Genomic DNA, 22897 nt, shown 5'->3' with positions numbered 1-22897 from the left:
GCGCTCCTGCGTGAGCACCCCGGGTGTGGTCTAGGTCGAAGGGCTGGCCGAGGGGGCGTCAGCAGGGCTTGAGCACGGCTGAGTTGGCCCCGCAGAGACGTCTCGGATGGGCCGGTGTCGCCAGCCCAGAGAACTCTCATCACCACAGGTCACACGGGGCGTCCTCATCGGCGCGGCGGCTGCGGGTGGTTACCGTTCGGTGGAGCCCGTCCCAAAGCTTGAGCACAAATTGCACACAGCCCCTCTACACACTGGCCTCGATGGTCTAAATTGACCGTGCTTCAGCTCTTCGGACACGAGGCAACCATTAATGATCTTTAGGTTTGGCGCCGTGGACAGCCGGCAGGCGGGTCCTCGGCGCCCGACGTGGGGGTGATCGAATCTGGGGCCCGAGAGGGCCCCGGGTGCGGGGAGCATCCGGGGTTTCGACGGGTTTCCCGCACACCTCGAGGGTCTGGCAGGACATGCGAGTTCGCTGCCGCCAGGGTGGGTTGTTCAGTTAGCGCTGAAGATGGCCGGAACAGGTCATGTGCGGGGGGCGGGGGTCCCCCGAGGGGAGGGAACAGCGCGGCGTGGGGGGGCTGGGTCCTCCCATGTGAAGAAACAGTGTCCGACGAACACGTCGAACCACTGGCGACCTGGGGGGGTTCTGTGCAGCAGGGGGAATTAGCCAGCCCGTTTCCGTCGGCGCGCGGGCGTCTGACGAACGGGGCAATCAGCCAACCCACGATCGACTGGGAGCAGCGGTACCGACGTACCGTGATCATCAGCGATACCGTGGCCACCGCCTTGGTGGTGGCGGCGATCGGCGGCTTCTTCGGAGTCCGGGACGCGGCCAATTGGCACGAGAAGTGGAGCATTCTCGCCTTCGGCACCGAGCTGCTCGTGCTCGGATCGCTCGCGGTGAGCCGGGCGTGGGCTCCGGCCGTACTCGGCCAGGGCGCTGAGGAATTCCGCCGGCTCGGGCGTTCACTGTTCACGGCGGCCGTCATCCTGGCCCTCGGCGGGATCGCCCTCACCTCACGCAACATCAAACTCTGGATCTTCGTCGCGATCCCCGCGATCGCGCTCGTCACCATGACCGAGCGGTATCTGCTCCGCCTCTGGCTGCACAAGCAGCGCAAGGAAGGGCGGTGCCTGAGACCGGTGCTCGCCGCCGGGAGCCCGGCCACGGTGCACGACCTGATCGCCCGGACCCGCAAGTTCCCGCACCTCGGCTGGCGCGTGGACGCGGTGTGCACGACGGACGGTCTCGGGCTCTACGTCGACCACCTGGACGGAGTGCCGGTCGTCGGCCAGCTGACGGACGTCGCGGGCCACGTCCGCCGCGGCGGCTACCGTGTCGTCGCGGTCACACCGGACCCGCACTGGTCACCGGACCGGCTGCAGCGCCTCGCCTGGAACCTCGAAGGCAGCGATGCCGAGATGGTCGTGGCACCCGTCCTGATGGAGGTGGCAGGACCGCGGCTGCACGTCGACGCGGTGCTCGGGATCCCGCTCCTGCGGGTCAGCATGCCGACCTTCACCGGCGGCCGCCGGGTGGTCAAAGCGGTCGTCGACCGGATGGGCGCGGCGGTCCTGCTGCTCCTGTTCGCGCCGCTGATGGTGCTCGTCGGACTGCTCGTACTGGCGGACAGCCGGGGCGGAGTGGTCTACCGTCAGCGCAGGGTCGGCAAGGACGGCCGCGAGTTCACCATCTTCAAGTTCCGCACCATGGTCGTCGGGGCGCACCGAGCACGCGCCGAGCTGGCCGAGCTCAACGAGGGCGCGGGGCTGCTGTTCAAGGTCCGCCGGGACCCTCGGGTCACCCGGGTGGGCGCGGTCCTCCGCCGGTACTCGATCGACGAACTGCCGCAGTTGTTCAACGTGCTCACGGGATCGATGTCGCTCGTCGGTCCGCGGCCGCCGCTGCCGGAGGAGTCCGCGGCGTACGGACCGGACATCCGGCGACGGCTGCTCGTCAAGCCCGGGCTCACCGGCCTGTGGCAGATCAGCGGGCGCAGCGACCTGCCGTGGGAAGAGGCGGTCCGCCTCGACCTGCGGTACGTGGAGGACTGGTCGCTCGCCCTGGACACAGTGATCTTGTGGAAGACGCTGCGTGCGGTGCTCTACGGGCAGGGGGCCTACTGATGCGCGGGGGTCGTCGTCCGGACAACGCACGGGCCGCAGGCCACGAGGGCCTGCTTGGGGGGAGAGACAGGTCATGAGAGTCAGCGTTTTCGGGCTCGGCTACGTGGGCTGCGTATCAGCCGCGTGCCTGGCCAGCATGGGCCACGAGGTCATCGGCGTGGACGTGAACCAGGTGAAGGTCGACCTGGTCAACGACGGCAAGGCCCCGGTGGTCGAGGAACGGATCGGTGAGCTCATTGCCGGGGTCGTACGCACCGGAACGTTACGCGCCACCCGTGACGTCCGCGAGGCGATCATGGGCAGCGACGTGTCGCTCGTCTGCGTGGGCACGCCGTCGGAGCCCAACGGCAGCCTGTGCACCACGTACTTGGAGCGGGTCACCGAGCAGATCGGCGCCGCGCTCGCCGAGCGGGGCGGGCGGCAGACCGTCGTGTTCCGCAGCACCATGCTCCCGGGCACCTGTCTGAACCTGCTCGTGCCGATCCTGGAGAAGTTCGTCGGCGGCACCGCCGGGGTGGACTTCGGGGTGGCGGTCAACCCGGAGTTCCTGCGCGAGGGCACCAGCGTGCGGGACTTCTTCGACCCGCCCAAGACCGTCATCGGCGAGCTCGACCCGGCGAGCGGCGACGCGGTGGCGGCGCTGTACGAAGGACTGCCCGGCGAGGTGTTCCGGGTGCCGGTCCCGACGGCCGAGGCGATCAAGTACGCGGACAACGCGTTCCACGGCCTCAAGATCGGCTTCGCGAACGAGCTGGGCGCGGTGTGCCAGGCCCTCGGCGTCGACTCGCACCAGGTCATCGACGTGTTCCTGGCCGACCGCAAGCTGAACATCAGCTCCGCCTACCTGCGGCCCGGCTTCGCCTTCGGCGGCTCCTGCCTGCCCAAGGACCTGCGCAGCCTGGTGCACGCGGCGCAGCGGGCCGACGTCTCGGTGCCCATCCTCTCCCACGTGCTGCCCTCGAACTCCGACCACCTCCAGCGGGCGGTGGACCTGGTCGAGCGCACCGGCAAGCGGCGGGTGGGAATGTTCGGCCTGTCCTTCAAGCCGGGCACCGACGACCTCCGCGAGAGCCCGCTCGTCGAGCTGGCGGAGAGACTCTTCGGCAAGGGGTACGACCTGCGCATCTACGACCCCAACGTGAACCTCTCCCGGCTGCTCGGCGCGAACCGCGAGTACATCGAGACCCGCCTTCCGCACCTCGCGCAGCTCCTCGCGGACTCCGTCGACGAGGTGCTCGCACACGCCGATGTGTGCCTGGTCGGGACCAGGGACCCGGACGTCCTCACGGCGCTGCCGCACGGCGACGGACCGGTGATCGTCGACCTCATCCACCTTCCCGACGCCGCAGCGCGCCGGACCGAACCGGGGTACATGGGACTTGCTTGGTAACGCGACCAGTGGCGACGCGCCGAACCGGCGCGCGCTGATACTGGTGGAGAACCTGTCGGTGCCGTTCGACCGGCGGGTGTGGCAGGAGTGCACGACCCTGCGCGACGCGGGCTGGACGGTGCACGTCATCTGCCCGCAAGGGGAGAAGCGGGACACGGAGCCGGAGGCCGTGATCGACGGGGTGCGGATCCACCGCTACCCGTTGCGCGCGGCCACCGGAGGCCCGGCCGGCTATCTGCGGGAGTACGGTACGGCGCTGTGGCACACGGCCCGCCTCGCCCGCAAGGTCGGCCCGGTCCACGTGGTCCACGCCTGCAACCCGCCGGACCTGCTGTTCCTGCCGGCGCGGTGGCTGACGCGGCGCGGCGCGCGGTTCGTCTTCGACCAGCACGACCTGGTGCCCGAGCTGTACCTGTCCCGGTTCGACCGCGGCAAGGACCTGCTCTACCGCGCCGTGTGCGCCATCGAACGGCTGACCTACCGGGCCGCGGACATCGTGATCGCCACGAACGAGAGCTACCGGGACGTCGCCGTGAGCCGTGGCGGCAAGAGACCGGAGGACGTCTTCGTGGTGCGCAGCGCGCCCCAGGTCGACCGGTTCCAACCGGTCCCGGCCGAGCCGGAGTTGAAGCGCGGCAAGCCCCATCTGCTGTGCTACCTCGGCGTGATGGGACCGCAGGACGGCGTCGACTACGCCTTGCGGGCCCTGGCGAAGCTGCGCGACGAGCTCGGGCGGACCGACTGGCACGCGGTGTTCGTCGGCTCCGGCGACGCCTTCGACGCGATGGTGGAGCTGTCCCAGCGGCTCGGACTCTCGGACCAGGTCCAGTTCACCGGGCGCGTTCCGGACGCCGACCTGGTGCGCTACCTGTCCACCGCGGACGTGTGCCTCTCCCCCGACCCGCGCAATCCGCTCAACGACGTGTCGACCATGAACAAGGTCCTGGAGTACATGGCGATGGGCCGACCGATCGTCTCGTTCGACCTCCGGGAGGCACGCGTCTCCGCCGGTGACGCCGCCGTCTACGCGGCCGCCGACGACGAGGCCGAATTCGCCGGGCTCATCGCGACGCTCCTCGACGATCCGGACCAGCGGGCCCGGATGGGCAAGATCGGCCAGGAGCGGATCAGCGGGCCGCTCTCCTGGCAGAACTCACAAGCATCGCTGCTCGCCGCTTACGCCGCCGCCTGCCGGGGCCGCGCCCCGGCACCGGCGGGCGAAAAGAACCGGGAAGGAACAAGGCAGCACCCTTGAGCGAGGACACGATACGCCTGGTCACGATCGGGCGGATTCTCCGTCGGCGTTGGCGGCTCCTGGCCATCCTCGCCGTGGTGGGCGCGCTCGTCGGCTACGGCGTCTCGGTGGTGCTGTTCCCGCCGCGCTACACGGCGTCGGCATCGGTCCTGCTGCCGGGGCAGTGGGAGGAGCGCGAGCTGCTGACCCAGGCGGAGATCGCGACCAGTTCGGGGGTGGTCGACCGCACGGCCGCCGCCCTCGACTGGGCGGGCGTCAGCGGCGGCGACCTGCGGGACCAGGTGACCGCCAAGGCCGCCGACGGGAACATCATCAAGATCTCGGGAACGGCCGAAACCCCGGAGCGGGCGCAGCGGCTCTCCGATCAAATGGCTCATCAGTTCGTCACATTCGCCGCGCGGCTCACAGGCGACGACACCGACCCCGACGCGGCAACGGGGCCCGAAGCACTACGGAAGAAAGTGGCAGAGACCAACCGACGCATCACCGACCTGGCCAAGGCGGCCGACCCCGGGCAGACCGTGGAGAGCGTGCAGGCCCGCACCGAACTCGAGAAGCTGCGCACCGCGCTGCAGGACGCCATGAAGAAGCTGGAAGAGGCCGACCCGGCGACCAGCAAGGCCAACATGGTCGTCATGGGCCCCGCGGCCCGGCCGACCGGCGAGGCGCCGCCGACGCGGACGCACCTCGTCGTCGGCGGGGCGCTGTTGTTCCTGCTGTGCGCGGTCATCGGCCATCTCGCCGCCGCGCGGATGAACCGCCGGCTGCGCGCCGAACCGGAGATCGCCGCGGCCCTCGGCTCGGCGCTGCTCGGCACGGTCGACGTACCGGGAGAACGGTCCGCGCACCGGCCGCAGGGCCGTGACGCGCGCGCGTGGTTCCGCTGGCTCCTCGGCGTCGACACCCGGTGGGACCTACCGGCCCCCCGGACGTCCGGCGACGAGGCCAGCAGACGGATCCGCAACCGGCGGGTGTGCGCTCGCCTCCGGGAGAACCTCCCGGCACCGCGGCGCCTCCTGGTGGTCGTACCGGAAGGCGACGAGATCGCCCGCCGGGCCGCGGGGCAGCTCGCCGCCGAGGCCAAGAGCGATCCGCAGCTGCGCGTGGTGGAGGTGTCGGTGTCCCGGCCCATGGTGCCGGACCGCGACACCGAGTCCGGTGCCCTGGTCGTGCTCAGCGCGGGCAGCTGGACCGCGGGGGAACTCACCGGCATCGCCGGGGCCTGCGCGGACGCGGGACACGAGGTCGTCGGCATCGTCGTCGCCGACACGGTCCGGGCCCGTCCGACGCGGTCCGCCGGCCGGCCTCCGGAGAACACCACCCTGGCGCTCGCGGTCCGCGGCAACGCGACGGGAGATTCAGTGTGACGACAAGCACGACCTCGGAGTCGTCGACGACCACCCCGCTCCTCGACCTGCAGGCGCTGGTGGTGGCGGTACGCAGACGCCGTCGCCTCTGGTGCTCCCTGGCGCTCATCGGGCTGCTGGCCGGCGCGGCGGTGGCGGTCCTGCGGCCGCCGCCCCCGGCCGCGGTGACCAAGGTCCTGGTCGCGCATCAGGAGGACCAGCCCAACGACACCGGAACGCTCATCCGCACCGACGTCGAACTCCTCGGCACCACGCGGATCGCCGCCAAGGCCCTCCAGTCCCTCAAGTCCCCGCAGAAGCCGGAGGACTTCATGCAGGACTACCGGGGTACCGGCCTGACCAACAACCTGCTGCAGATCGACGTGTCGGCCGACAGCGAAGCGGCGGCGGTGGCCCGGGCCAGGGCGCTGGCCGACGCCTTCGTCGCGGACCACGTGCGGCGGCTGCGCGAGGCCGCGAAGGCCGAGTCCACGGCGCTGCTCGAGCAGCGCGACCGCATGCGGAAGGAACTGGCCCAGGTCAACAAGGAGATCGGAGGCCGGTCGCCGGAGAGCGACCCGAAGACGTCGGCGAGCGTCGAGTCGCTGTTCGCCCGCCGGGCCGAGCTCAACTCGCGGATCGCCGACTTCGCCCAGCGCGCCGAGGAGGCACGCGTCGGCACGCCCAAGCTCATCGCGGGCACGCAGATCGTGGACGCCCCGCGCGCCGTGCGGCACTCCCTGCCCAAGGCCGTCGTCACCAACGCCGGGATCGGGCTCGTGCTCGGCCTCGTCCTCGGGCTCGCGGTGGCCGCGGTCGGCACGGTGGTGGCGGACCGCCCCGTGCTGCGCCGGGAGATCTCGGCGAACCTGGGCGCCTCGGTCATCGCGGAGCTGCGCCGTATACCCCGCCGGTCAGTCGGCTTGTGGCGGCCCCGCAGGACCCGGGCGGCACGCGAACGGGTCACCACGACGCTGGCCCGCGCCGTGCGCGGCTCCACGGAGCCGGTGTCGCTCCTCGAACTGGGCTGTGCGCACAGCACGAGCGTGATCGCCCTGAACGTGGCGAGGGCGCTGGCGGCGGAGGGGCCGGTGGTCGTCGTCGACGGTCTGCCCGGCCCGCAGCTCGCCAACTGCCGCACGGGGCAGGGAGATCCGGACGTGGTCAGCGGTGAGAGTGCCGCGGACGTGCCGCGTGAGACCCGGCGGCTCGGCGTCGGCTCGGTCGCGCCCGGCACCGCGTGGACCGACCTCCAGTACCTCGGTGGTCAGACGGTGCTCGTCGTGCGCGCCGGGCACGGCAGCGCCGCGTGGCTGCACACCGTGGCGCGGCAACTCGCCGACCAGCGCATTCCGGTGATCGGCGTGGTGCTGATCGACCCCGATCCGCGGGACAGGACCGACGGCACGCTGTGGGACGGGCTGCACACCGCGCTGCGCGGCCGGTACGAGCGGCCGGCCCGGCAGAACGGGACGGGACAGCGGCGCACGGAGCGGCCTTCGGTGCCGGCCGCGCGGGTCCCGGACAACGACCAGGAGGCGCGGTAGATCATGTGTGGCATCGCAGGCACGTACCGGTGGCCGGACGGGAAGGCGGTGACCGACCGGCTCACCGACGTCCTCGCCCACCGGGGTCCGGACGGGGCGGGCCGGTACAGCCACCCCGTCGGTGACGGTGAGGTGCACCTCGGGCACCGCCGACTGGCGATCATCGACCTGTCCGAGACCGGCGCTCAGCCGATGGTCTCCGACGGCCTGGTCCTGACGTACAACGGCGAGCTGTACAACGCGCCCGAGCTGCGCGCCGAGCTGGCGGCCGCCGGGGTGAACTTCCGCGGCACCTCCGACACCGAGGTGGTCCTCGAGGCCTGGCGGCGCTGGGGCACGGGCTGTCTGCCACGGCTTCGCGGCATGTTCGCGTTCGGGATCTTCGACGAGCGCACCGGTGAGCTGGTGCTCGCCCGCGACCAGCTCGGCATCAAGCCGCTGTTCCTGCTCCGGCGCGGCGAAGGTCTGGTGTTCGCCTCCGAGCTCAAGGCGCTGGCCGCCGTGACCGGCGGGTCCCTCGAGGTGGACCATGCGGCTCTGGTGGCCTCGCTCCTCTACTACTGGGTGCCGGACTCGCGCTGCGCGTTCCGCGAGGCGGAGAAGCTGCCCCCGGGGAGCTGGCTCAGGTGCCGGGCCGACGGCCGGGTGGAGCGCGGCCGGTACTGGCGGCTGAAGGACGTCGCCGCCGAGGGCCGGGAGCGGGCCCGCAGCGGCGAGCAGCCCGACCTGGCCGCCATCGTCGAGGAGTCGACGCGGCAGCACCTGCTCGCCGACGTGCCCGTGGCGACGTTCCTGTCCGGCGGTCTCGACTCCAGCTATCTGACCGCCCTCGCGGCCCGTCACCAGCCGGGGATCTCCGCCTACACGATCGGGTTCCGCGCCGAGGACGCCAAGTTCGAGGCGATGCCGGACGACCTGCGCTACGCCCGGCAGGTGGCCGAGCGCTTCGGTGTCGACCTGCACGAGATCGAGATCGCGCCGAACGTGCTCGACCTGCTGCCGCAGATGACGTACAGCCTGGACGAGCCGATCGGCGACCCGGCGGCGATCAACACGTATCTGATCTGCCAGGCCGCCCGGGAGGCCGGGGTCAAGGTGATGCTCTCCGGGATGGGCGCCGACGAGCTGTTCGCCGGGTACCGCAAGCACCTCGCCAATGTGCTGGCCCTGCGCTACCAGCGCATCCCGAGGCCCCTGCGGCGCGGGGTGTACAGGGCGGTGGACCGCCTTCCGGTCGCCTCGGCGCGGCGGGGGTACCGGTCGGTGCGGTTCGCGAAGCGGTTCCTCTCCTTCGCCGACCTGCCGGAGGAGACGGCGTTCCGGCGCAGCTACACCATGTACGACAAGGACGAGCTGCTCGCCCTGGTCGATCCGGACCTGGCGGGGACGGTCGACGACGTGCTGACCGAGCACGCGGACGTCTACGAGGACAACGACCTCGACGACTTCGTCAACCGCATGTGCCTGGGCGACGCCCGGATGTTCCTGCCGGGCCTGAACCTCACGTACACGGACCGCTCCAGCATGGCCGCGTCGACCGAGGTGCGGGTGCCGTACGTGGACGTCGAGGTGGTGCGGGCGGCGTTCGCCTTCCCCGGCGACCGCAAGATCGTCGGACGGCAGGGCAAGGCCGTCCTCAAGGAGGCGGCCACCTCGATCCTGCCCAAGGAGATCGTGTACCGGCCCAAGGGCCTGTTCAGCGCCCCGCTGCGGGCCTGGATGAGCCGGGATCTGGCACCGCTGGTGCGCGAGGTGGTGCACGACGGCGTGCTCGTCAACTCCGGGCTCCTGCGCCGTGACGCCCTCGCGCGCATGGTCGCCGAGGACGCGGCCGGACAGCGGGACTTCTCCAAGCATCTGTGGCATGTGCTGACCCTCGAGTACTGGTATCGCGGCGCGACCTCCGGGTCCGGCGAGAACGCTCGCTTGACGGCGTAGAAACAAGGGGACTTCGGTGAAACAGGTTGTGCAGAACTACAAGAGCGGCGAGCTTGCAGTGCTCGACGTGCCGGTGCCGGGGTGCAAGGCGGGCGGTGTCCTGGTCAGGACCTCCTACTCGCTGATCTCCACCGGGACCGAGCTCATGAAGGTCTCCGAGGCCGGCATGTCGATGCTCGGCAAGGCCCGCTCGCGCCCCGACCAGGTGGCCAAGGTCATGCAGAGCGTGGCCACCAACGGGGTGCCCGCCACCTACCGCAAGGTCATGGGCAAGCTGGACTCCTACACGCCGCTCGGCTATTCGCTGTGCGGGGTGGTCGAGCAGGTCGGCGCCGGGATCGACGACGTGAAGGTCGGCGACGTCGTGGCCTGCGCGGGCAACGAGCACGCGCTGCACGCCGAGCTGAACTGGGTGCCGAAGAACCTCTACACCCCGGTGCCGGAAGGCCTCGCGCCGCGCCACGCGGCCTTCGGCACGGTCGGTTCGATCGCGTTGCAGGGCGTCCGCCAGGGCGAGCCGCAGCTCGGCGAAGTGGCCCTGGTCATCGGACTCGGCCTCATCGGCCAGCTGGTGGTGCAGCTCCTCACCGCGTCGGGCGTCCGTGTCGTCGGAGTCGACCCGGACCCGGCGCGCTGTGAGCTGGCCGAGCGCCTGGGCGCCGCGGCCTGCGGCGATCCGGCGTCCGCGGCCGTGGAGGCCGCCGTCGCCGAGCTCACCGACGGTCACGGCGTGGACCAGGTGTACCTGGCCGCCGGTGGCGGCAGCAACCAGCCCGTCGAGCTGGCCGCCCACTTGAGCCGGGACCGCGGCCGGGTCGTCGACATCGGCAAGTGCCGCCTGGACCTGCCGTGGAACGCGTACTACGAGAAGGAGCTCGACGTCCGGTTCTCCCGCAGCTACGGCCCCGGGCGCTACGACCCGGAGTACGAGCTGGCGGGCCGGGACTACCCGATCGGCTACGTGCGCTGGACCGAGCGCCGCAACCTGGCGTGCTTCCTCGATCTCGCCGCCCGGGGCCGCGTCGACGTGGAGCCCCTGATCTCCCACATCGCCGACTTCGACGACGCCGTCACGACGTACCAGAACCTGAAGGACGGCGAGCTGAAAGCCGTGGCCGTGCTGTTCCGGTACCCCGAACAGACGGTGGAAGCCGAGGCCCCGGCGGTGGCCGTGCCCTCGGTGACCGTACGGCGGAGCCCTGCCCGCGCTGCCCGGACGCCGGTGCGCCTCGCGTTCGTCGGCGCGGGGAACTACGCGACGTCGATGCTCCTTCCGCATCTGACCCGGCGTGACGGCGTCGAGTTGTCGGCGGTCGTCACCACGACGGCGCTGTCCGCGGCCAACGCGCAGCGGAAGTTCGGCTTCGCCGATGCGACCACCGATCTCGACGCCGTGCTCGGCGACAAGTCCATCGACGCGGTGTTCGTGGTCACCCGTCACAGCTCGCACGCCGAACTGACCCGCAAGGCGCTCCTCGCGGGCAAGGCGGTGTTCGTGGAGAAGCCCCTGGCCCTCACCGAGGACGAGCTCGCCGGTGTGCTCGCGACGGTCGAGGAGTCCGGCAACGACCGGCTCCAGGTGGGCTTCAACCGCCGGTTCGCGCCGCTGCTCCGGGAGGCCAAGGAGCGGTTCGGCGTCCGGACGGGCCCAGCGAGCCTGCGCTACCTGGTCAACGCGGGCCGCCTCCAGCACGGCAGCTGGTACCTCCAGCAGGGCACCGAGGGCTCGCGGTTCGCCGGTGAGGGCGGGCACTTCATCGACACGGCGAGCTGGCTGCTCGGCGCCGACCCGGTCTCGGTGTACGCGACCGCCCCGTCGGGCAACGAGGACCTCCAGGTCGTCCTGCACTACCCGGACGGGTCCACGGCCGTCCTCAGCTACGTCACCACCGGTGCGCCCGGCTTCCCCAAGGAGACGCTGGACCTCGTCGCGGACGGCAAGGTGCTGCGCCTGGACGACTTCGTCCGCGCGTCGGTGCACGGGCCCGAGAAGTGGGTCAGTTCGCGGCTGCCGAAGGCCCGGGACAAGGGGCAGAACGCCGAGCTGGCCGCGTTCGTCAAGGCCGTGCGGACGGGCGGGCCGATGCCGGTGCCGCTGGAGTCCCTCGTCGCCACCACGGCGGCCACCCTCGCCGTGCGGGCGGGGCTGGCCGGTGGCGCTCCGGTGACGCTTGCGAGGTCGCGATGAGCATGAGCCCCGGCTGGTACCTGCGACGCCTGTCCCGGATGGGGCCGCGGGAGATCGGCGGCCGGGCGGGCGACGCGGTGCGCAGGCGGCGCTGGCGGTCGGCGCGGCCGCGCTGTCCGGAGGTGACCGACGCCCTGTTCAGCGCGGTCCTGCCCGCCGGGACGATCGCCGCGGTGCCGCCGGACGCCGCGAAGCGTCTCATCGCCGAGGCGGACCGCCTGCTGGCCGGGCACGCCGAGTACTTCGGGGTGGTCCGCGACGACCTGGCCGACCCGGACTGGTGGCGCGATCCGAAGACCGGGCGCCGGGCTCCGTGGGGCTACGCCTTCGACGTGCCGTACCGGAACGAGGACGCGGTCGGGGACATCAAGCAGATCTGGGAGCCGTCCCGGCATCAGTACCTGACCGTCCTCGCGGCCGCCTACGCGATCACCGGGGACGACCGCTACGCCGAGCGGGTGGCCGCGCATCTGCGGTCGTGGTGGAAGGCCAACCCGCCGCTGCGCGGAGTGCACTGGATCAGCGGCATCGAGCTGGGGATCCGGCTCCTGTCCTGGGTGTGGATCCGCCGGCTGCTGGACGGCTGGCCGGGCGTGGCCGGTCTCTTCGAGGGCAACCCGGTGGCGCTGAACCAGATCTGGCACCACCAGCGCTGGCTGGCCGCCTTCCCCAGCCGAGGGTCGTCGGCGAACAACCACGTCATCGCAGAGACGGCCGGGCAGTTCGCCGCGGCCTGCGCGTTCGGCTGGTTCCCCGCCTCGGCGCGCTGGCGCGCCGACGCACTGCGGTCCCTCGATCAGCAGCTGCGGAGCAACACCTTCCCGTCCGGCCTCAACCGCGAGCTGGCCACCGAGTACCACGGGCTCGTCCTCGAACTCGGCCTGGCCGCGCTCGCCGAGGCGGACGCCGCCGACGTGCCGGTCCCGGCGTCGCTCCGGCTCGTGCTGCTGCGGATGACCGACGCGCTCGCGGCCGTCGTCGACAACCGGCTGCGGCCGCCGCGCCAGGGAGACGCGGACGACGGCCACGGTCTGGTCGTGGACGGCGCGGGCACCGACCGCTGGGCCTCGCTCCTCGCCACCGGGGACGCCGTGTTCGGCCGACTCGGCTGGTGGCCGACCGTCACCGGCACCGATGTGCGCACCACGCTCCTCGCCGCGCTCGTCCGGCCGTACGCGAAGGACGGGGCCGTGGCCCGCCCGCCGGGCCGACCGGCCCACTTCGCCGACGCGGGCATGACCATCCTGCGCGGCCCCGGGGAGATCTGGTGCCGCTGCGACGGCGGTCCGCACGGGTTCCTGTCCATCGCCGCGCACGCCCACGCGGACGCGCTGTCCGTGGAGGTCCGGCACGACGGGGTCGACGTGCTCGCCGACCCGGGGACGTACTGCTACCACGGGCAGCCCGAGTGGCGGCGGTACTTCCGGTCGACCCTCGGCCACAACACCCTGGAGTGGGACGGCGGTGACCAGTCCGTCTCCGGCGGCCCGTTCCTGTGGACCCGGCACGCCCGCAGCCGCGTCCTGGTCGCGGACCCGTCCGACGAGGGCGTGGCCCGCTGGTGCGCCGAGCACGACGGGTACCAGCCCTCCGTGCACCGCCGCCGGGTGGAGCTGATCGCCGCGACCCGGGAGCTGCGGGTGGTCGACGAGGTCCGCCCCGGGGACCACCGGCCCGTGCGCCTCGCGTTCCACCTGGGCCCGGAGGTCACCGCGGACCTCGTGGAGCACCGGGCGGTGCTCACCTGGAGCCGTGACGGCGAGGACCGCTCCGCGGTGCTCGACCTGCCCGGGGAGCTGTCCTGGCGGGCGCACCGCGGCGAGAGCGACCCGCCGCTCGGCTGGTACTCCCCCGGCTTCGGACGCAAGGAACCCGCCACCACGCTGGTCGGCAGCGGATTCGCCGACGGCATGGAGGAGTTCACCACCGTACTCAGGTTCCACGACTAGGAAGGGGGGAGGACGCGTGGGGATCAAGTGGCGGCACCGGGCGCTGCCGGCGGCACCGCTGGCGCTGGTCCTGCTGGCGGCGACCGGCTGTACGGGCACGTCGGACTCCCCGGCGGAGGCGAAGAGCACGCCGTCGTCCGGGGCGCCCGGCACGTCCGTGGCCCGGATGTGCGCCAAGCCCGCGGCCGGGCCGACGAAGGCGCCCGCGGGCGCGGTGACGGTCGACCCCGCGGTGGTCGGCGATCTGGCCGCGAAGACCAAGAGCAGCCCTGCGAACACCACGTTCTGGCTGCGGCCGGGCAAGCACCGCCTTGAGCGGGACCGCTACGCCCAGGTCATGCCCAAGAAGGGGAACCGCTACCTCGGCGCGCCGGGGGCGGTGCTGGATGGCCGGAAGACCAACCAGTACGCGTTCAGCGGCACCGCCCGCGACGTCACCATCCGCCATCTGACCGTGCAGCGTTTCGTCGCGCCGAACAACGAGGGCGTGGTCAACCACGACATGGCCGACGGCTGGGTGATCGAGCACGCGAAGATCCAGTACAACTCCGGTGCCGGGCTTATGGCCGGTGCGCGCCAGCGGGTGCGCGCCAGCTGCCTGCGCGCCAACGGGCAGTACGGAATGAACGCGTACAAGACCGGCGACACCATCAAGGGCCTGGTGGTCGAGGGCAACGAGGTCGTCGGCAACAACACCGACGACTGGGAGCGGCGGAAGCCGGGCTGCGGCTGCACCGGAGGCATCAAGTTCTGGGCCGTCAACGGCGCCGACGTCCGCGGCAACTGGGTGCACGACAACCGCGGCGCCGGGTTGTGGGCGGACAACAACAACAACGACTTCCGCATCGAGAACAACGTCATCGAGGCCAATGACGGCGCCGCGCTGATGTACGAGACCAGCTACAACGCGGTCATCCGGAACAACACGATCCGGCGGAACAACTGGGTCGAGGGCCGCAAGAACGCCGACCGCGGCGACGACTTCCCGTACGCGACGGTCTACGTGTCCGAGGCGGGCGGCGAACCGCGGATCCGGGCCCGCACGAACAAGATCGAGATCTACCGGAACCTGCTGCGGGACAACTGGTCCGGGATCACCCTGTGGGAGAACGCCGACCGGTTCTGCAACAGCCCGGCCAACACCTCGACCGGCTACTGCACCTTGCTGGTGAAGGACACCGACCGCTGTGCGCGGCCGGGGATCGCCACCCCGCCGCTCTACCACGACTGCCGGTGGAAGACCCAGCGCGTGGACATCCACGACAACCGCTTCGTCCTCGACGAGTCCGTCGTCAAGTGCGAGGTGAAGTGCGGCCGCATGGCGGTCCTCGCCAACTACGGCACCTACCCGAAGTGGTCGCCGTACAAGGGCAAGCGGGTGGCCGACGCGATCACCCTCAAGCAGCACAACCGCTGGCACGACAACGTCTACCGCGGGCCGTGGAGCTTCGTCGCGGGCGACCCGGGCCGCAAGCTCGAACCGGGGCAGTGGCAGAGCACGCCGTACCGGCAGGACGAGGACAGCACCTTCGACGCCCGGGCCGGTGGTTGAGATGGGTGGCGACCTGATGCGCGGCGCGCTCCCGGGCGGTCCGGACACGGCGGACGCGCGGCCCGGTGCCGAAGCGCGCCCCGTCGGCACACCGAAGGCCGTCGGGATCGTCTGGGCGCTGCTCGCCCTCAACACGCTCGGCTCCGCCGGGGCCAAGACCGTCATCCCGCTCCCCCGCTCGCTCATCCAGATGGCCACCATGGGCGCGCTGGTCTCCGCGTTCGCGCTGGCGCTCGCGCTCAATCTCCGCCTGCGCATCCGGCCCAGCGCCTTCGTCTTCCTGCTCACCCTCCTCCTCGTGCCGAGCGTGATCGCCAGCGCCAACCTGGAGGTCGGCTACGGCGCGCTGTTCCGCTGCACCCGCCTCGCGCTCTTCGTCGGCACGCTGTGGCTGCTCAGCCGCTGGTGGGACGGCAGTCTGACGTTCGTCCGCCACCACATCCGGATGTACTTCGCGGTGCTCGTCCTGGTGGCCGCAGGTCTGGTCGTCGCACCGGGCACCGCCATGCCCGAGTACTACGGCGGGCGCCTGGTCGGCGCGCTGTGGCCGCTCACCCCGCCGCAGATCGGGCAGTACGCCGCGATCATCATCGGGCTCACCGTGCTGCTCCTGCTCGGCCGCCAGGTGGACAGGACCAGCGCGGCGGTGGTCATCGTGCCCTCGCTCGTCCTGCTCCTGCTGACCCACACCCGCACGGCCACGCTCGGGCTGCTCATCGGGTTGGTGCTCGCGATCGGCTCGCTCGTCCTGACCAGCTCCGCCGCCCGCCGGTTCTTCGCCTGGACGGTGGTGTGCGCCACGGTGGCCGCGGTGGCGTTCAGCTCCGCGCTCCAGTCCTGGTACCTGCGCGGCCAGAGCCAGGAGAACATGTCCAACCTCACCGGCCGGGCCAAGGTCTGGGACGCCCTCCTCGCGGCGCCCCGGTCGACCGGGGAGAAGGTGTTCGGCGTGGGCCTGAGCGACAAGTCGTTCGGCGGCCTGCCGATCGACAACAGCTGGCTGGCCGTCTACCACGAGCAAGGCCTCATCGGCGTCACCATCGTGGCCACGATGATCGCCACCCTCGGCGGCGTCGCGCTGCTGCGGCCGCCGTCCCTGCCGAGGGCCTGCGCGATCTTCCTGATCAGCTACTGCGCGATCTCGTCGTACACCGAGGCCGGGCTCGGCGACGCCTCGCCGTATCTGCTGCACCTGGCCCTCGCCGCCTCGCTGCTCGCGCTGCCCGCCACGGCCGCGGCAGGCCCGGCGGCCGAAGTCCCCCGACGACGTGTCCCGCGATGGGCCCGGAGGTGAACTGACCATGCACGACACACATGACCTGCGCGACCTGCACGTTCTGGTGGTGCACAACCGCTACTCCTCGGCGCAGCCGAGCGGGGAGAACAGGGTCGTCGACGAAGAGGTGGCGCTGCTGCGCTCGGCCGGCCACCGGGTCGACCTGTTCGAGCGGCGCAGCGACGACATCGCCGCCCGGTCCCTGCCGGGCAAGGTCGCGGTGCCCCTCCTGGTGCCGTGGAACCCGGCGGTGCGCTCGGAGCTCGCCGCCCGGCTCCGCGCCGCGCGCCCCGACGTGGTGCACGTCCACAACGTCTTCCCGCTCCTGTCGCCCGCGGTGCTCGCCGCCTGCGCCGACGTCGGCGTGCCCGTCGTCGCCACGCTGCACAACTACACCCAGGTGTGCCCGCCCGGCACGCTGCACCGGGACGGCAAGGCGTGCACCGAGTGCGTCGGGTCGAAGATGTCGCTGCCCGCCGTACGGCACGGCTGCTACCGCGACTCCCGGCTCGCGACGGTGCCGCTCGCGGTCAGCCTGGCGGTCAACCGGCGGCGGTGGTGGTCCGGCGTGGAGCGGTTCTTCTGCATCTCCGGGGCGCAGCGCGACGTCCTGGTGCGGTCCGGCATGCCGGCGGAGCGCCTCGCGGTGAAGCACAACTTCGTGCCGGAGCCGGGCATCCGCCGCGCGGGCGAGGGCGAGCACCTGCTGTTCCTCGGCCGCCTCGCGGAGGCCAAGGGCACGCGGCTGCTCATGAGCGCGTGGGACCAGGTCGCCGCGGACGGCGGTGTGGGCGTGCCGCTCGTGCTCGCCGGCTCGGGTCCGCTGGCGCGGGAGGTGACCGCCTGGGCGGCGGGCCGGGACGACGTGCGATACGTCGGCCTGCTGGACCCGATGGAGTGCCGGCAGGCCGTCGCACGCTCGGTGGCCGTGGTGGCGCCCTCGATGGCCATGGAGACGTTCGGCCTGGTGGTGGCGGAGGCGATGGCGTCGGGGGTGCCGGCCGTCGCCGCCGCTCACGGCGCCTTCGTCGAACTCATCGAGGACGGGGTGACCGGGCTCCTGCACCGGCCGGCCGACCCCGCGTCCCTTGCGTCCTGCGTACGCCGGATCGCGGCCGATCCGGCACGCAACGAGGAGATGGGCCGGGCGGCCCGGCGCCGCTACGAGCAGAACTTCAGCCCGACCGTGGGCCTTGAGCGCCTGGTGGAGGGGTACCGCACCGCGATCGCGGTGCGGTCGGGCGGCGACAGCACGCCGCCGGTGGGGAACGGAAACACGGGCTCGCGGCGGGGCACCCGCGCGAGCGGAAATGGGGGGATGTAGCAGATGACAGGATGCCGACTCTGCGGCTCGGCGGCGCTGGCGAGCGTCGTCGACCTGGGGGCGACCCCGCCGTGCGAGAGCTTTCTCGCCGCGGACCAACTGGATACGGCCGAGCCCGCGTACCCGCTGCACCTGCGGGTCTGCACCGCGTGCTGGCTCGCGCAGATCCCGCCGCTGATCACGCCGGAGGAGACGTTCAAGGAGTACGCGTACTTCTCCTCGTTCTCGACGTCCTGGGTGGAGCACGCGCGCGCGTTCGTCGCCGACGCCGTACGGCGGGTGGGGCTCGGCGCCGACGGCTCCGAGGCCTTCGTGGTCGAGGTCGCGAGCAATGACGGGTACCTGCTCAAGCACGTGGTGGAGCGCGGGATCCGCTGCCTCGGCATCGAGCCGTCGGTGAACGTCGGTGCCGCGGCGCGGGAGGCGGGCGTGCCCACGCTCACGGAGTTCCTGAGCCCGGAGACCGGTGCGGCCGTCCGTGCCGAGCACGGTCCCGCGGACCTGGTCGTGGCCAACAACGTGTACGCGCACATCCCCGATGTCGTCGGGTTCACCCAGGGCCTGCGCGCCCTGGTCGCCGACGACGGCTGGGTCTCCATCGAGGTGCAGCACCTGCTGACCCTGATCGAGGAGAACCAGTACGACACGATCTACCACGAGCACTTCCAGTACTACACGGTCGCGTCCGCGATCCGCGCCCTCGCGAGCGGCGGACTCGCCCTCGTGGACGTCGAGTTGCTGCCCACGCACGGCGGCTCCATCCGGCTGTGGGCCCGGCCGGCCGAGGTCGCGGGCGAGCCGAGCCGCCGGGTGACCGACGTCCTCGCCCGGGAGAAGGCCGCTGGGCTCCAGGAGCTCTCCGGGTACACCGAGTTCTCCGCCCGCGTGGCCAAGGTGCGCAGGGACCTCCTCAAGTTCCTGATCACAGCGGCCGAGCGCGGCGAGACGGTCGTCGGCTACGGCGCCCCGGGCAAGGGCAACACCCTGCTCAACCACTGCGGCATCCGGCCCGACCTGCTCGCGTACACGGTCGACCGCAACCCCTACAAGCACGGCAGGTTCACCCCGGGCACCCGCATCCCGATCCTGCCGCCGGAGCGGATCGCCGCCGACAAGCCCGACTACGTCCTCGTCCTCCCGTGGAACCTGCGGGCCGAGCTGGTCGAGCAGCTGTCGTTCGTCCACGAGTGGGGCGGCCGTCTGGTCTTCCCCATCCCGGAACTGAGCATCGTCGAGGTCGGCGTCGCGAAAGAGGTCACAGCATGAAGGTCGTCCTGTTCTGCGGCGGTTACGGGATGCGGATGCGCAGCGGCGCCTCCGACGACGTGCCCAAGCCGATGGCGATGGTCGGCCCCAGACCGCTGATCTGGCACGTCATGCGCTACTACGCGCACTTCGGGCACACGGAGTTCATCCTGTGCCTCGGGTACGGGGCGCACCACATCAAGGACTTCTTCCTCAACTACGAGGAGACGACGTCCAACGACTTCGTCCTGCGGGGCGGGCGCACCGAGCTCCTGTCCACCGACATAGCCGACTGGACGATCACGTTCGCGCAGACCGGGATCGAGTCGCCGATCGGGGAGCGCCTCCGCCGGGTGCGGCACCACCTGGACGGCGACGAGATGTTCCTCGCCAACTACGCCGACGTCCTGACCGACGCCCCGCTGCCGGAGATGATCGACAACTTCGCCCGGCGGGACGCCGGGGCGTCGATGATGGTGGTGCCGCCGCAGTCCTCGTTCCACTGCGTGGACCTGGGCGAGGACGGCCTGGTGGGGGGCATCACCGCGGTGAGCGACATGCCGCTGTGGGAGAACGGCGGCTACTTCGTGCTCCGCCAGGAGGTCTTCGACCACATACCGGAGAACGGGGACCTGGTCGCCGACGGCTGCGGCGGACTGGCCAAGGAGGGCCGCCTGGTGGCGCACCAGCACCGCGGCTTCTGGAAGCCGACCGACACCGTGAAGGAGCGGGCCGCGCTCGACGACGCGTACGCCAGGGGCGACCGGCCCTGGGCCGTGTGGGAGCGGGACACCGCAGGAGCGAGGGCGTGATCCGGCTCGGGGCCGGACCCCTGAACCGGATCGCCGCGGTGGGCGCGCACTGCGACGACATCGCCATCGGCGCCGGTGGCACGCTCCTGACGATGTGCCTGGCGCGCCCCGGCATCCGCGTCGACGCGCTGGTGCTCTCCGGCGGCGGCAGCGAGCGGGAGCAGGAGGAGCAGGCCGCGCTCGCCGCCTTCTGCCCGGGCGCCGATCTGCGGCTCACCGTGCTCAAGCTGCCGGACGGCCGGCTGCCCGCGCACTGGGAGGAGGCCAAGGCCGCCGTCGAGGAGCTGCGCGAGCGGACCGATCCGGATCTGATCCTCGCCCCGCGCACCGATGACGCGCACCAGGACCACCGCGGCCTGGCGCAGCTGATGACCACCGCGTTCCGCGACCACCTCGTGCTCGCCTACGAGATCGTCAAGTGGGACGGCGACCTCGGCCGCCCGGCGGCGTACCAGCCGCTGACTCCCGAGATCGCCGAACAGAAGGTCCGGCTGCTGCAGGAGCACTACCCCTCGCAGCGGCACCGGCCCTGGTACGACCGGGAGGCCTTCCTCGGCCTGGCCCGGATCCGCGGCATCGAATGCCACGCGCGCTACGCCGAGGCGTTCGCGACCACCAAACTCACGCTCCATCTGGGGGACTGAACCTTGCGCGTACTGCTGACCGGGCACCAGGGCTACCTGGGCACCGTGATGGCCCCGGTCCTGAGCGCCGCCGGGCACGAGGTCGTCGGCCTCGACGCCGGCCTGTTCGCCGACTGCGTCCTCGGCCCGACGCCCGCGGACCCGTCCGGGCACCGCGTGGACCTGCGCGACGTCACGGCCGAGCACGTGGCCGGAGTGGACGCCGTGATCCACCTGGCCGCGCTCTCCAACGACCCGCTGGGATCCCTGGCGCCGGAACTCACCTACGACATCAACCACCACGCGTCCGTACGCCTCGCCCGCCTCGCCCGCGAGGCCGGGGTGCGGCGCTTCCTGTACGCGTCCACCTGCTCGGTCTACGGCGCCGCGGGCGGTGGCGACCTGGTCGCCGAGGACGCCCCGCTGCGCCCGGTGACGCCGTACGCGGAGTCCAAGGTGCGGGTGGAGGACGACCTGCACGCGCTGGCCGACGGTGACTTCACCCCGGTGTACATGCGCAACGCCACCGCCTTCGGCCACTCGCCCCGGCTCCGCGCCGACATCGTGCTGAACAACCTGGTGGGCCACGCGCTCCTGTCCGGCGAGGTCCTCGTGCTCTCCGACGGCACCCCCTGGCGCCCGCTGGTGCACGCCGCCGACATCGCCCGGGCCTTCACCGCCGCGCTGACCGCGCCGCGCGAAGCCGTGCACGACCGGGCGTTCAACATCGGCAGCGAGACCAACAACGTCACGGTCGCCGAGATCGCCGAGCAGGTCGCCGAGGCGGTGTCCGGCGCGAAGGTGCGGATCACCGGGGAGAACGGTGCCGATCCGCGCTCGTACCGGGTGGACTTCTCCCGGTTCCGGACGGCGATCCCCGGCTTCGACTGCGAGTGGACGGTGAAGCGGGGCGCCCTCGAACTCGCCGACGCCTACCGGAAGCACGGGCTGACCCGGGAGGACTTCGACCGGCGCTTCACCCGCCTCGCCGTGCTGCGCGCGGCGTCCGACGCCGGTGCCGTCGACGACACCCTGCGGTGGCGCCGATGACCGAGCTCGGCGCGGAGATGCACGCGCTGGTGGAGCGGCTGTACCCGCTGTGCCGGAGCATCACGGGGGACGGTGTGCGCGCCACCCTGGACATCGTCGGCGAGTACGTTCCGCTCCAGGTGCACGAGGTGCCGACCGGGACGCAGGTGCTCGACTGGACGGTGCCGCAGGAGTGGAACATCCGGGACGCGTACATCGCCGACGCCTCCGGCAACCGGGTCGTCGACTTCGCCGCGTCCAGCCTGCACGTGCTCGGCTACAGCGTGCCGGTGTCGGCGACCATGCCCCTCGCCGAGCTGCGCGGACACCTGCACACGCTGCCGGACCACCCGGCCTGGGTGCCGTACCGCACCAGCTACTACAAGCCGGAGTGGGGGTTCTGCCTGGCCCAGGAGACCCTGGACGCGCTGCCGGACGGCGACTACGAGGTGTGCGTCGACTCCACCCTCGCGGACGGCTACCTCACCTACGCCGAGCACGTGGTGCCCGGGCAGGTCGCCGACGAGGTGATCGTCTCCTGTCACGTCTGCCATCCGTCGCTGGCCAACGACAACCTGGCCGGGATCGCGGTGGCGACGTTCCTGGCCCGGGCCCTGGCGCGGGAAACGCCGTACTACACCTACCGGTTCATCTACGCGCCCGGCACCATCGGGGCGATCACCTGGCTGGCGCGCAACGCGGAGCGGATCGAGCGGGTCAAGCACGGCCTCGTGCTGGCCTGCGCGGGCGACTCGGGGCAGCTGACGTACAAGCAGAGCAGGCGCGGCGACGCGGAGATCGACCGGGTGCTCCGGCACGTCCTCGCCGCCTCCGAACGCCCGCACCGCGTAGAGGAGTTCACTCCGTACGGCTACGACGAGCGGCAGTACTGCTCGCCCGGGTTCGATCTCGGGGTGGGCTCGCTCAGCCGCACCCCGTACGCGGGCTACCCGGAGTACCACACCTCGGCGGACAACCCGGACTTCGTCTCCCCGGAGGCGATGGAGGACACCCTCGCCGTCTGCCGCGAGGCGTTCGCCGTCCTCGACCGCAACCGGCGGTACGTCAACCTCAGCCCGTACGGCGAACCGCAGCTGGGCAGGCGGGGGTTGTACGACGCGCTCGGCGGCCGCAGCGACACCAAGCAGGCGCAGCTGGCCATGCTCTGGGTGCTCAGCCTCTCCGACGGCGAGCACGGTCTGCTCGACGTCGCCGAGCGGTCCGGGCTGCCGTTCGACACGGTCGCCGCCGCGGCCCGTGCCCTGCACGGCGCCGGGCTGATCAAGGCGTGAC

Annotated in this window: 16 protein-coding genes; all 16 read left to right on the top strand. The window is 71.8% G+C overall.

The annotated features are described in order from the left end of the window. Nucleotides 1–651 precede the first annotated feature (651 nt). Nucleotides 652–2130, top strand: coding sequence for a sugar transferase (locus IG74_RS0117730; protein ID WP_030677481.1), 1479 nt, complete (start codon nucleotides 652–654; stop codon nucleotides 2128–2130). 73 nt (nucleotides 2131–2203) lie between these two features. Next, on the top strand, nucleotides 2204–3520 hold the full coding sequence (locus IG74_RS0117725; protein ID WP_030677478.1) for a nucleotide sugar dehydrogenase: 1317 nt from the start codon (nucleotides 2204–2206) through the stop codon (nucleotides 3518–3520). Then, nucleotides 3510–4775 carry a glycosyltransferase family 4 protein gene (locus tag IG74_RS0117720; protein WP_030677475.1) on the top strand — a complete coding sequence of 422 codons (1266 nt, stop codon included), beginning with the start codon at nucleotides 3510–3512 and terminating at the stop codon, nucleotides 4773–4775. The genes IG74_RS0117725 and IG74_RS0117720 overlap by 11 nt, the downstream gene beginning before the upstream one ends. Further along, nucleotides 4772–6142, top strand: a complete 1371-nt coding sequence (locus IG74_RS0117715; RefSeq protein WP_030677472.1) for a Wzz/FepE/Etk N-terminal domain-containing protein — start codon at nucleotides 4772–4774, stop codon at nucleotides 6140–6142. The genes IG74_RS0117720 and IG74_RS0117715 overlap by 4 nt, the downstream gene beginning before the upstream one ends. Then, on the top strand, nucleotides 6139–7668 hold the full coding sequence (locus IG74_RS0117710; protein WP_030677469.1) for a Wzz/FepE/Etk N-terminal domain-containing protein: 1530 nt from the start codon (nucleotides 6139–6141) through the stop codon (nucleotides 7666–7668). Before IG74_RS0117715 ends, IG74_RS0117710 begins: the two co-directional genes overlap by 4 nt. 3 nt (nucleotides 7669–7671) lie before the next feature. Continuing rightward, the gene (asnB, locus tag IG74_RS0117705) at nucleotides 7672–9606 is read left to right on the top strand and encodes an asparagine synthase (glutamine-hydrolyzing) (RefSeq protein WP_030677466.1); all 1935 of its coding nucleotides are present in this window, start codon (nucleotides 7672–7674) and stop codon (nucleotides 9604–9606) included. A 16-nt stretch (nucleotides 9607–9622) separates the two neighbouring features. After that, nucleotides 9623–11794 carry a bi-domain-containing oxidoreductase gene (locus IG74_RS0117700; RefSeq protein WP_030677463.1) on the top strand — a complete coding sequence of 724 codons (2172 nt, stop codon included), beginning with the start codon at nucleotides 9623–9625 and terminating at the stop codon, nucleotides 11792–11794. Next, entirely contained in the window at nucleotides 11791–13743 is a 1953-nt protein-coding gene (locus IG74_RS0117695; RefSeq protein WP_030677460.1) for a heparinase II/III family protein, read from the top strand. The genes IG74_RS0117700 and IG74_RS0117695 overlap by 4 nt, the downstream gene beginning before the upstream one ends. Before the next feature lie 16 nt (nucleotides 13744–13759). Next, entirely contained in the window at nucleotides 13760–15295 is a 1536-nt protein-coding gene (locus IG74_RS0117690) for a right-handed parallel beta-helix repeat-containing protein (protein WP_030677458.1), read from the top strand. Nucleotide 15296: 1 nt separating this feature from the next. Continuing rightward, nucleotides 15297–16589, top strand: coding sequence for a membrane protein (locus tag IG74_RS0117685; RefSeq protein ID WP_030677455.1), 1293 nt, complete (start codon nucleotides 15297–15299; stop codon nucleotides 16587–16589). A 34-nt stretch (nucleotides 16590–16623) separates the two neighbouring features. Next, entirely contained in the window at nucleotides 16624–17895 is a 1272-nt protein-coding gene (locus tag IG74_RS0117680) for a glycosyltransferase family 4 protein (RefSeq protein WP_037825641.1), read from the top strand. Nucleotides 17896–17898: 3 nt separating this feature from the next. Next, the gene (locus IG74_RS0117675; RefSeq protein WP_030677448.1) at nucleotides 17899–19161 is read left to right on the top strand and encodes a class I SAM-dependent methyltransferase; all 1263 of its coding nucleotides are present in this window, start codon (nucleotides 17899–17901) and stop codon (nucleotides 19159–19161) included. After that, nucleotides 19158–19952: a glucose-1-phosphate cytidylyltransferase gene (locus IG74_RS0117670; RefSeq protein WP_030677446.1), complete on the top strand. Its 795-nt coding sequence runs from the start codon at nucleotides 19158–19160 to the stop codon at nucleotides 19950–19952. The genes IG74_RS0117675 and IG74_RS0117670 overlap by 4 nt, the downstream gene beginning before the upstream one ends. Beyond that, nucleotides 19949–20596 (top strand): PIG-L deacetylase family protein, encoded by a 648-nt coding sequence (locus IG74_RS0117665; RefSeq protein ID WP_030677440.1) that lies wholly within the window; start codon nucleotides 19949–19951, stop codon nucleotides 20594–20596. The genes IG74_RS0117670 and IG74_RS0117665 overlap by 4 nt, the downstream gene beginning before the upstream one ends. A 3-nt stretch (nucleotides 20597–20599) precedes the next feature. Next, nucleotides 20600–21625, top strand: coding sequence for an NAD-dependent epimerase/dehydratase family protein (locus tag IG74_RS0117660; RefSeq protein WP_030677436.1), 1026 nt, complete (start codon nucleotides 20600–20602; stop codon nucleotides 21623–21625). Further along, nucleotides 21613–22896, top strand: coding sequence for a DUF4910 domain-containing protein (locus IG74_RS0117655; RefSeq protein WP_037825618.1), 1284 nt, complete (start codon nucleotides 21613–21615; stop codon nucleotides 22894–22896). The genes IG74_RS0117660 and IG74_RS0117655 overlap by 13 nt, the downstream gene beginning before the upstream one ends. Nucleotide 22897 lies beyond the last annotated feature (1 nt).

The organism is Streptomyces sp. NRRL B-1347, from assembly GCF_000720325.1.
Classification (GTDB): domain Bacteria; phylum Actinomycetota; class Actinomycetes; order Streptomycetales; family Streptomycetaceae; genus Streptomyces.
The sequence above is the reverse complement of the archived record's forward strand: the minus strand, read 5'-3'. Positions and strand labels throughout refer to the sequence as shown.

What these genes read in the sequence shown, in the direction of transcription:
- IG74_RS0117675 (WP_030677448.1), top strand. Translation starts at nt 17,899, where the DNA reads ATGACAGGATGCCGACTCTGCGGCTCGGCGGCGCTGGCGAGCGTCGTC.
- IG74_RS0117685 (WP_030677455.1), top strand. Translation starts at nt 15,297, where the DNA reads ATGGGTGGCGACCTGATGCGCGGCGCGCTCCCGGGCGGTCCGGACACG.
- asnB (WP_030677466.1), top strand. Translation starts at nt 7,672, where the DNA reads ATGTGTGGCATCGCAGGCACGTACCGGTGGCCGGACGGGAAGGCGGTG.
- IG74_RS0117725 (WP_030677478.1), top strand. Translation starts at nt 2,204, where the DNA reads ATGAGAGTCAGCGTTTTCGGGCTCGGCTACGTGGGCTGCGTATCAGCC.
- IG74_RS0117670 (WP_030677446.1), top strand. Translation starts at nt 19,158, where the DNA reads ATGAAGGTCGTCCTGTTCTGCGGCGGTTACGGGATGCGGATGCGCAGC.
- IG74_RS0117695 (WP_030677460.1), top strand. Translation starts at nt 11,791, where the DNA reads ATGAGCATGAGCCCCGGCTGGTACCTGCGACGCCTGTCCCGGATGGGG.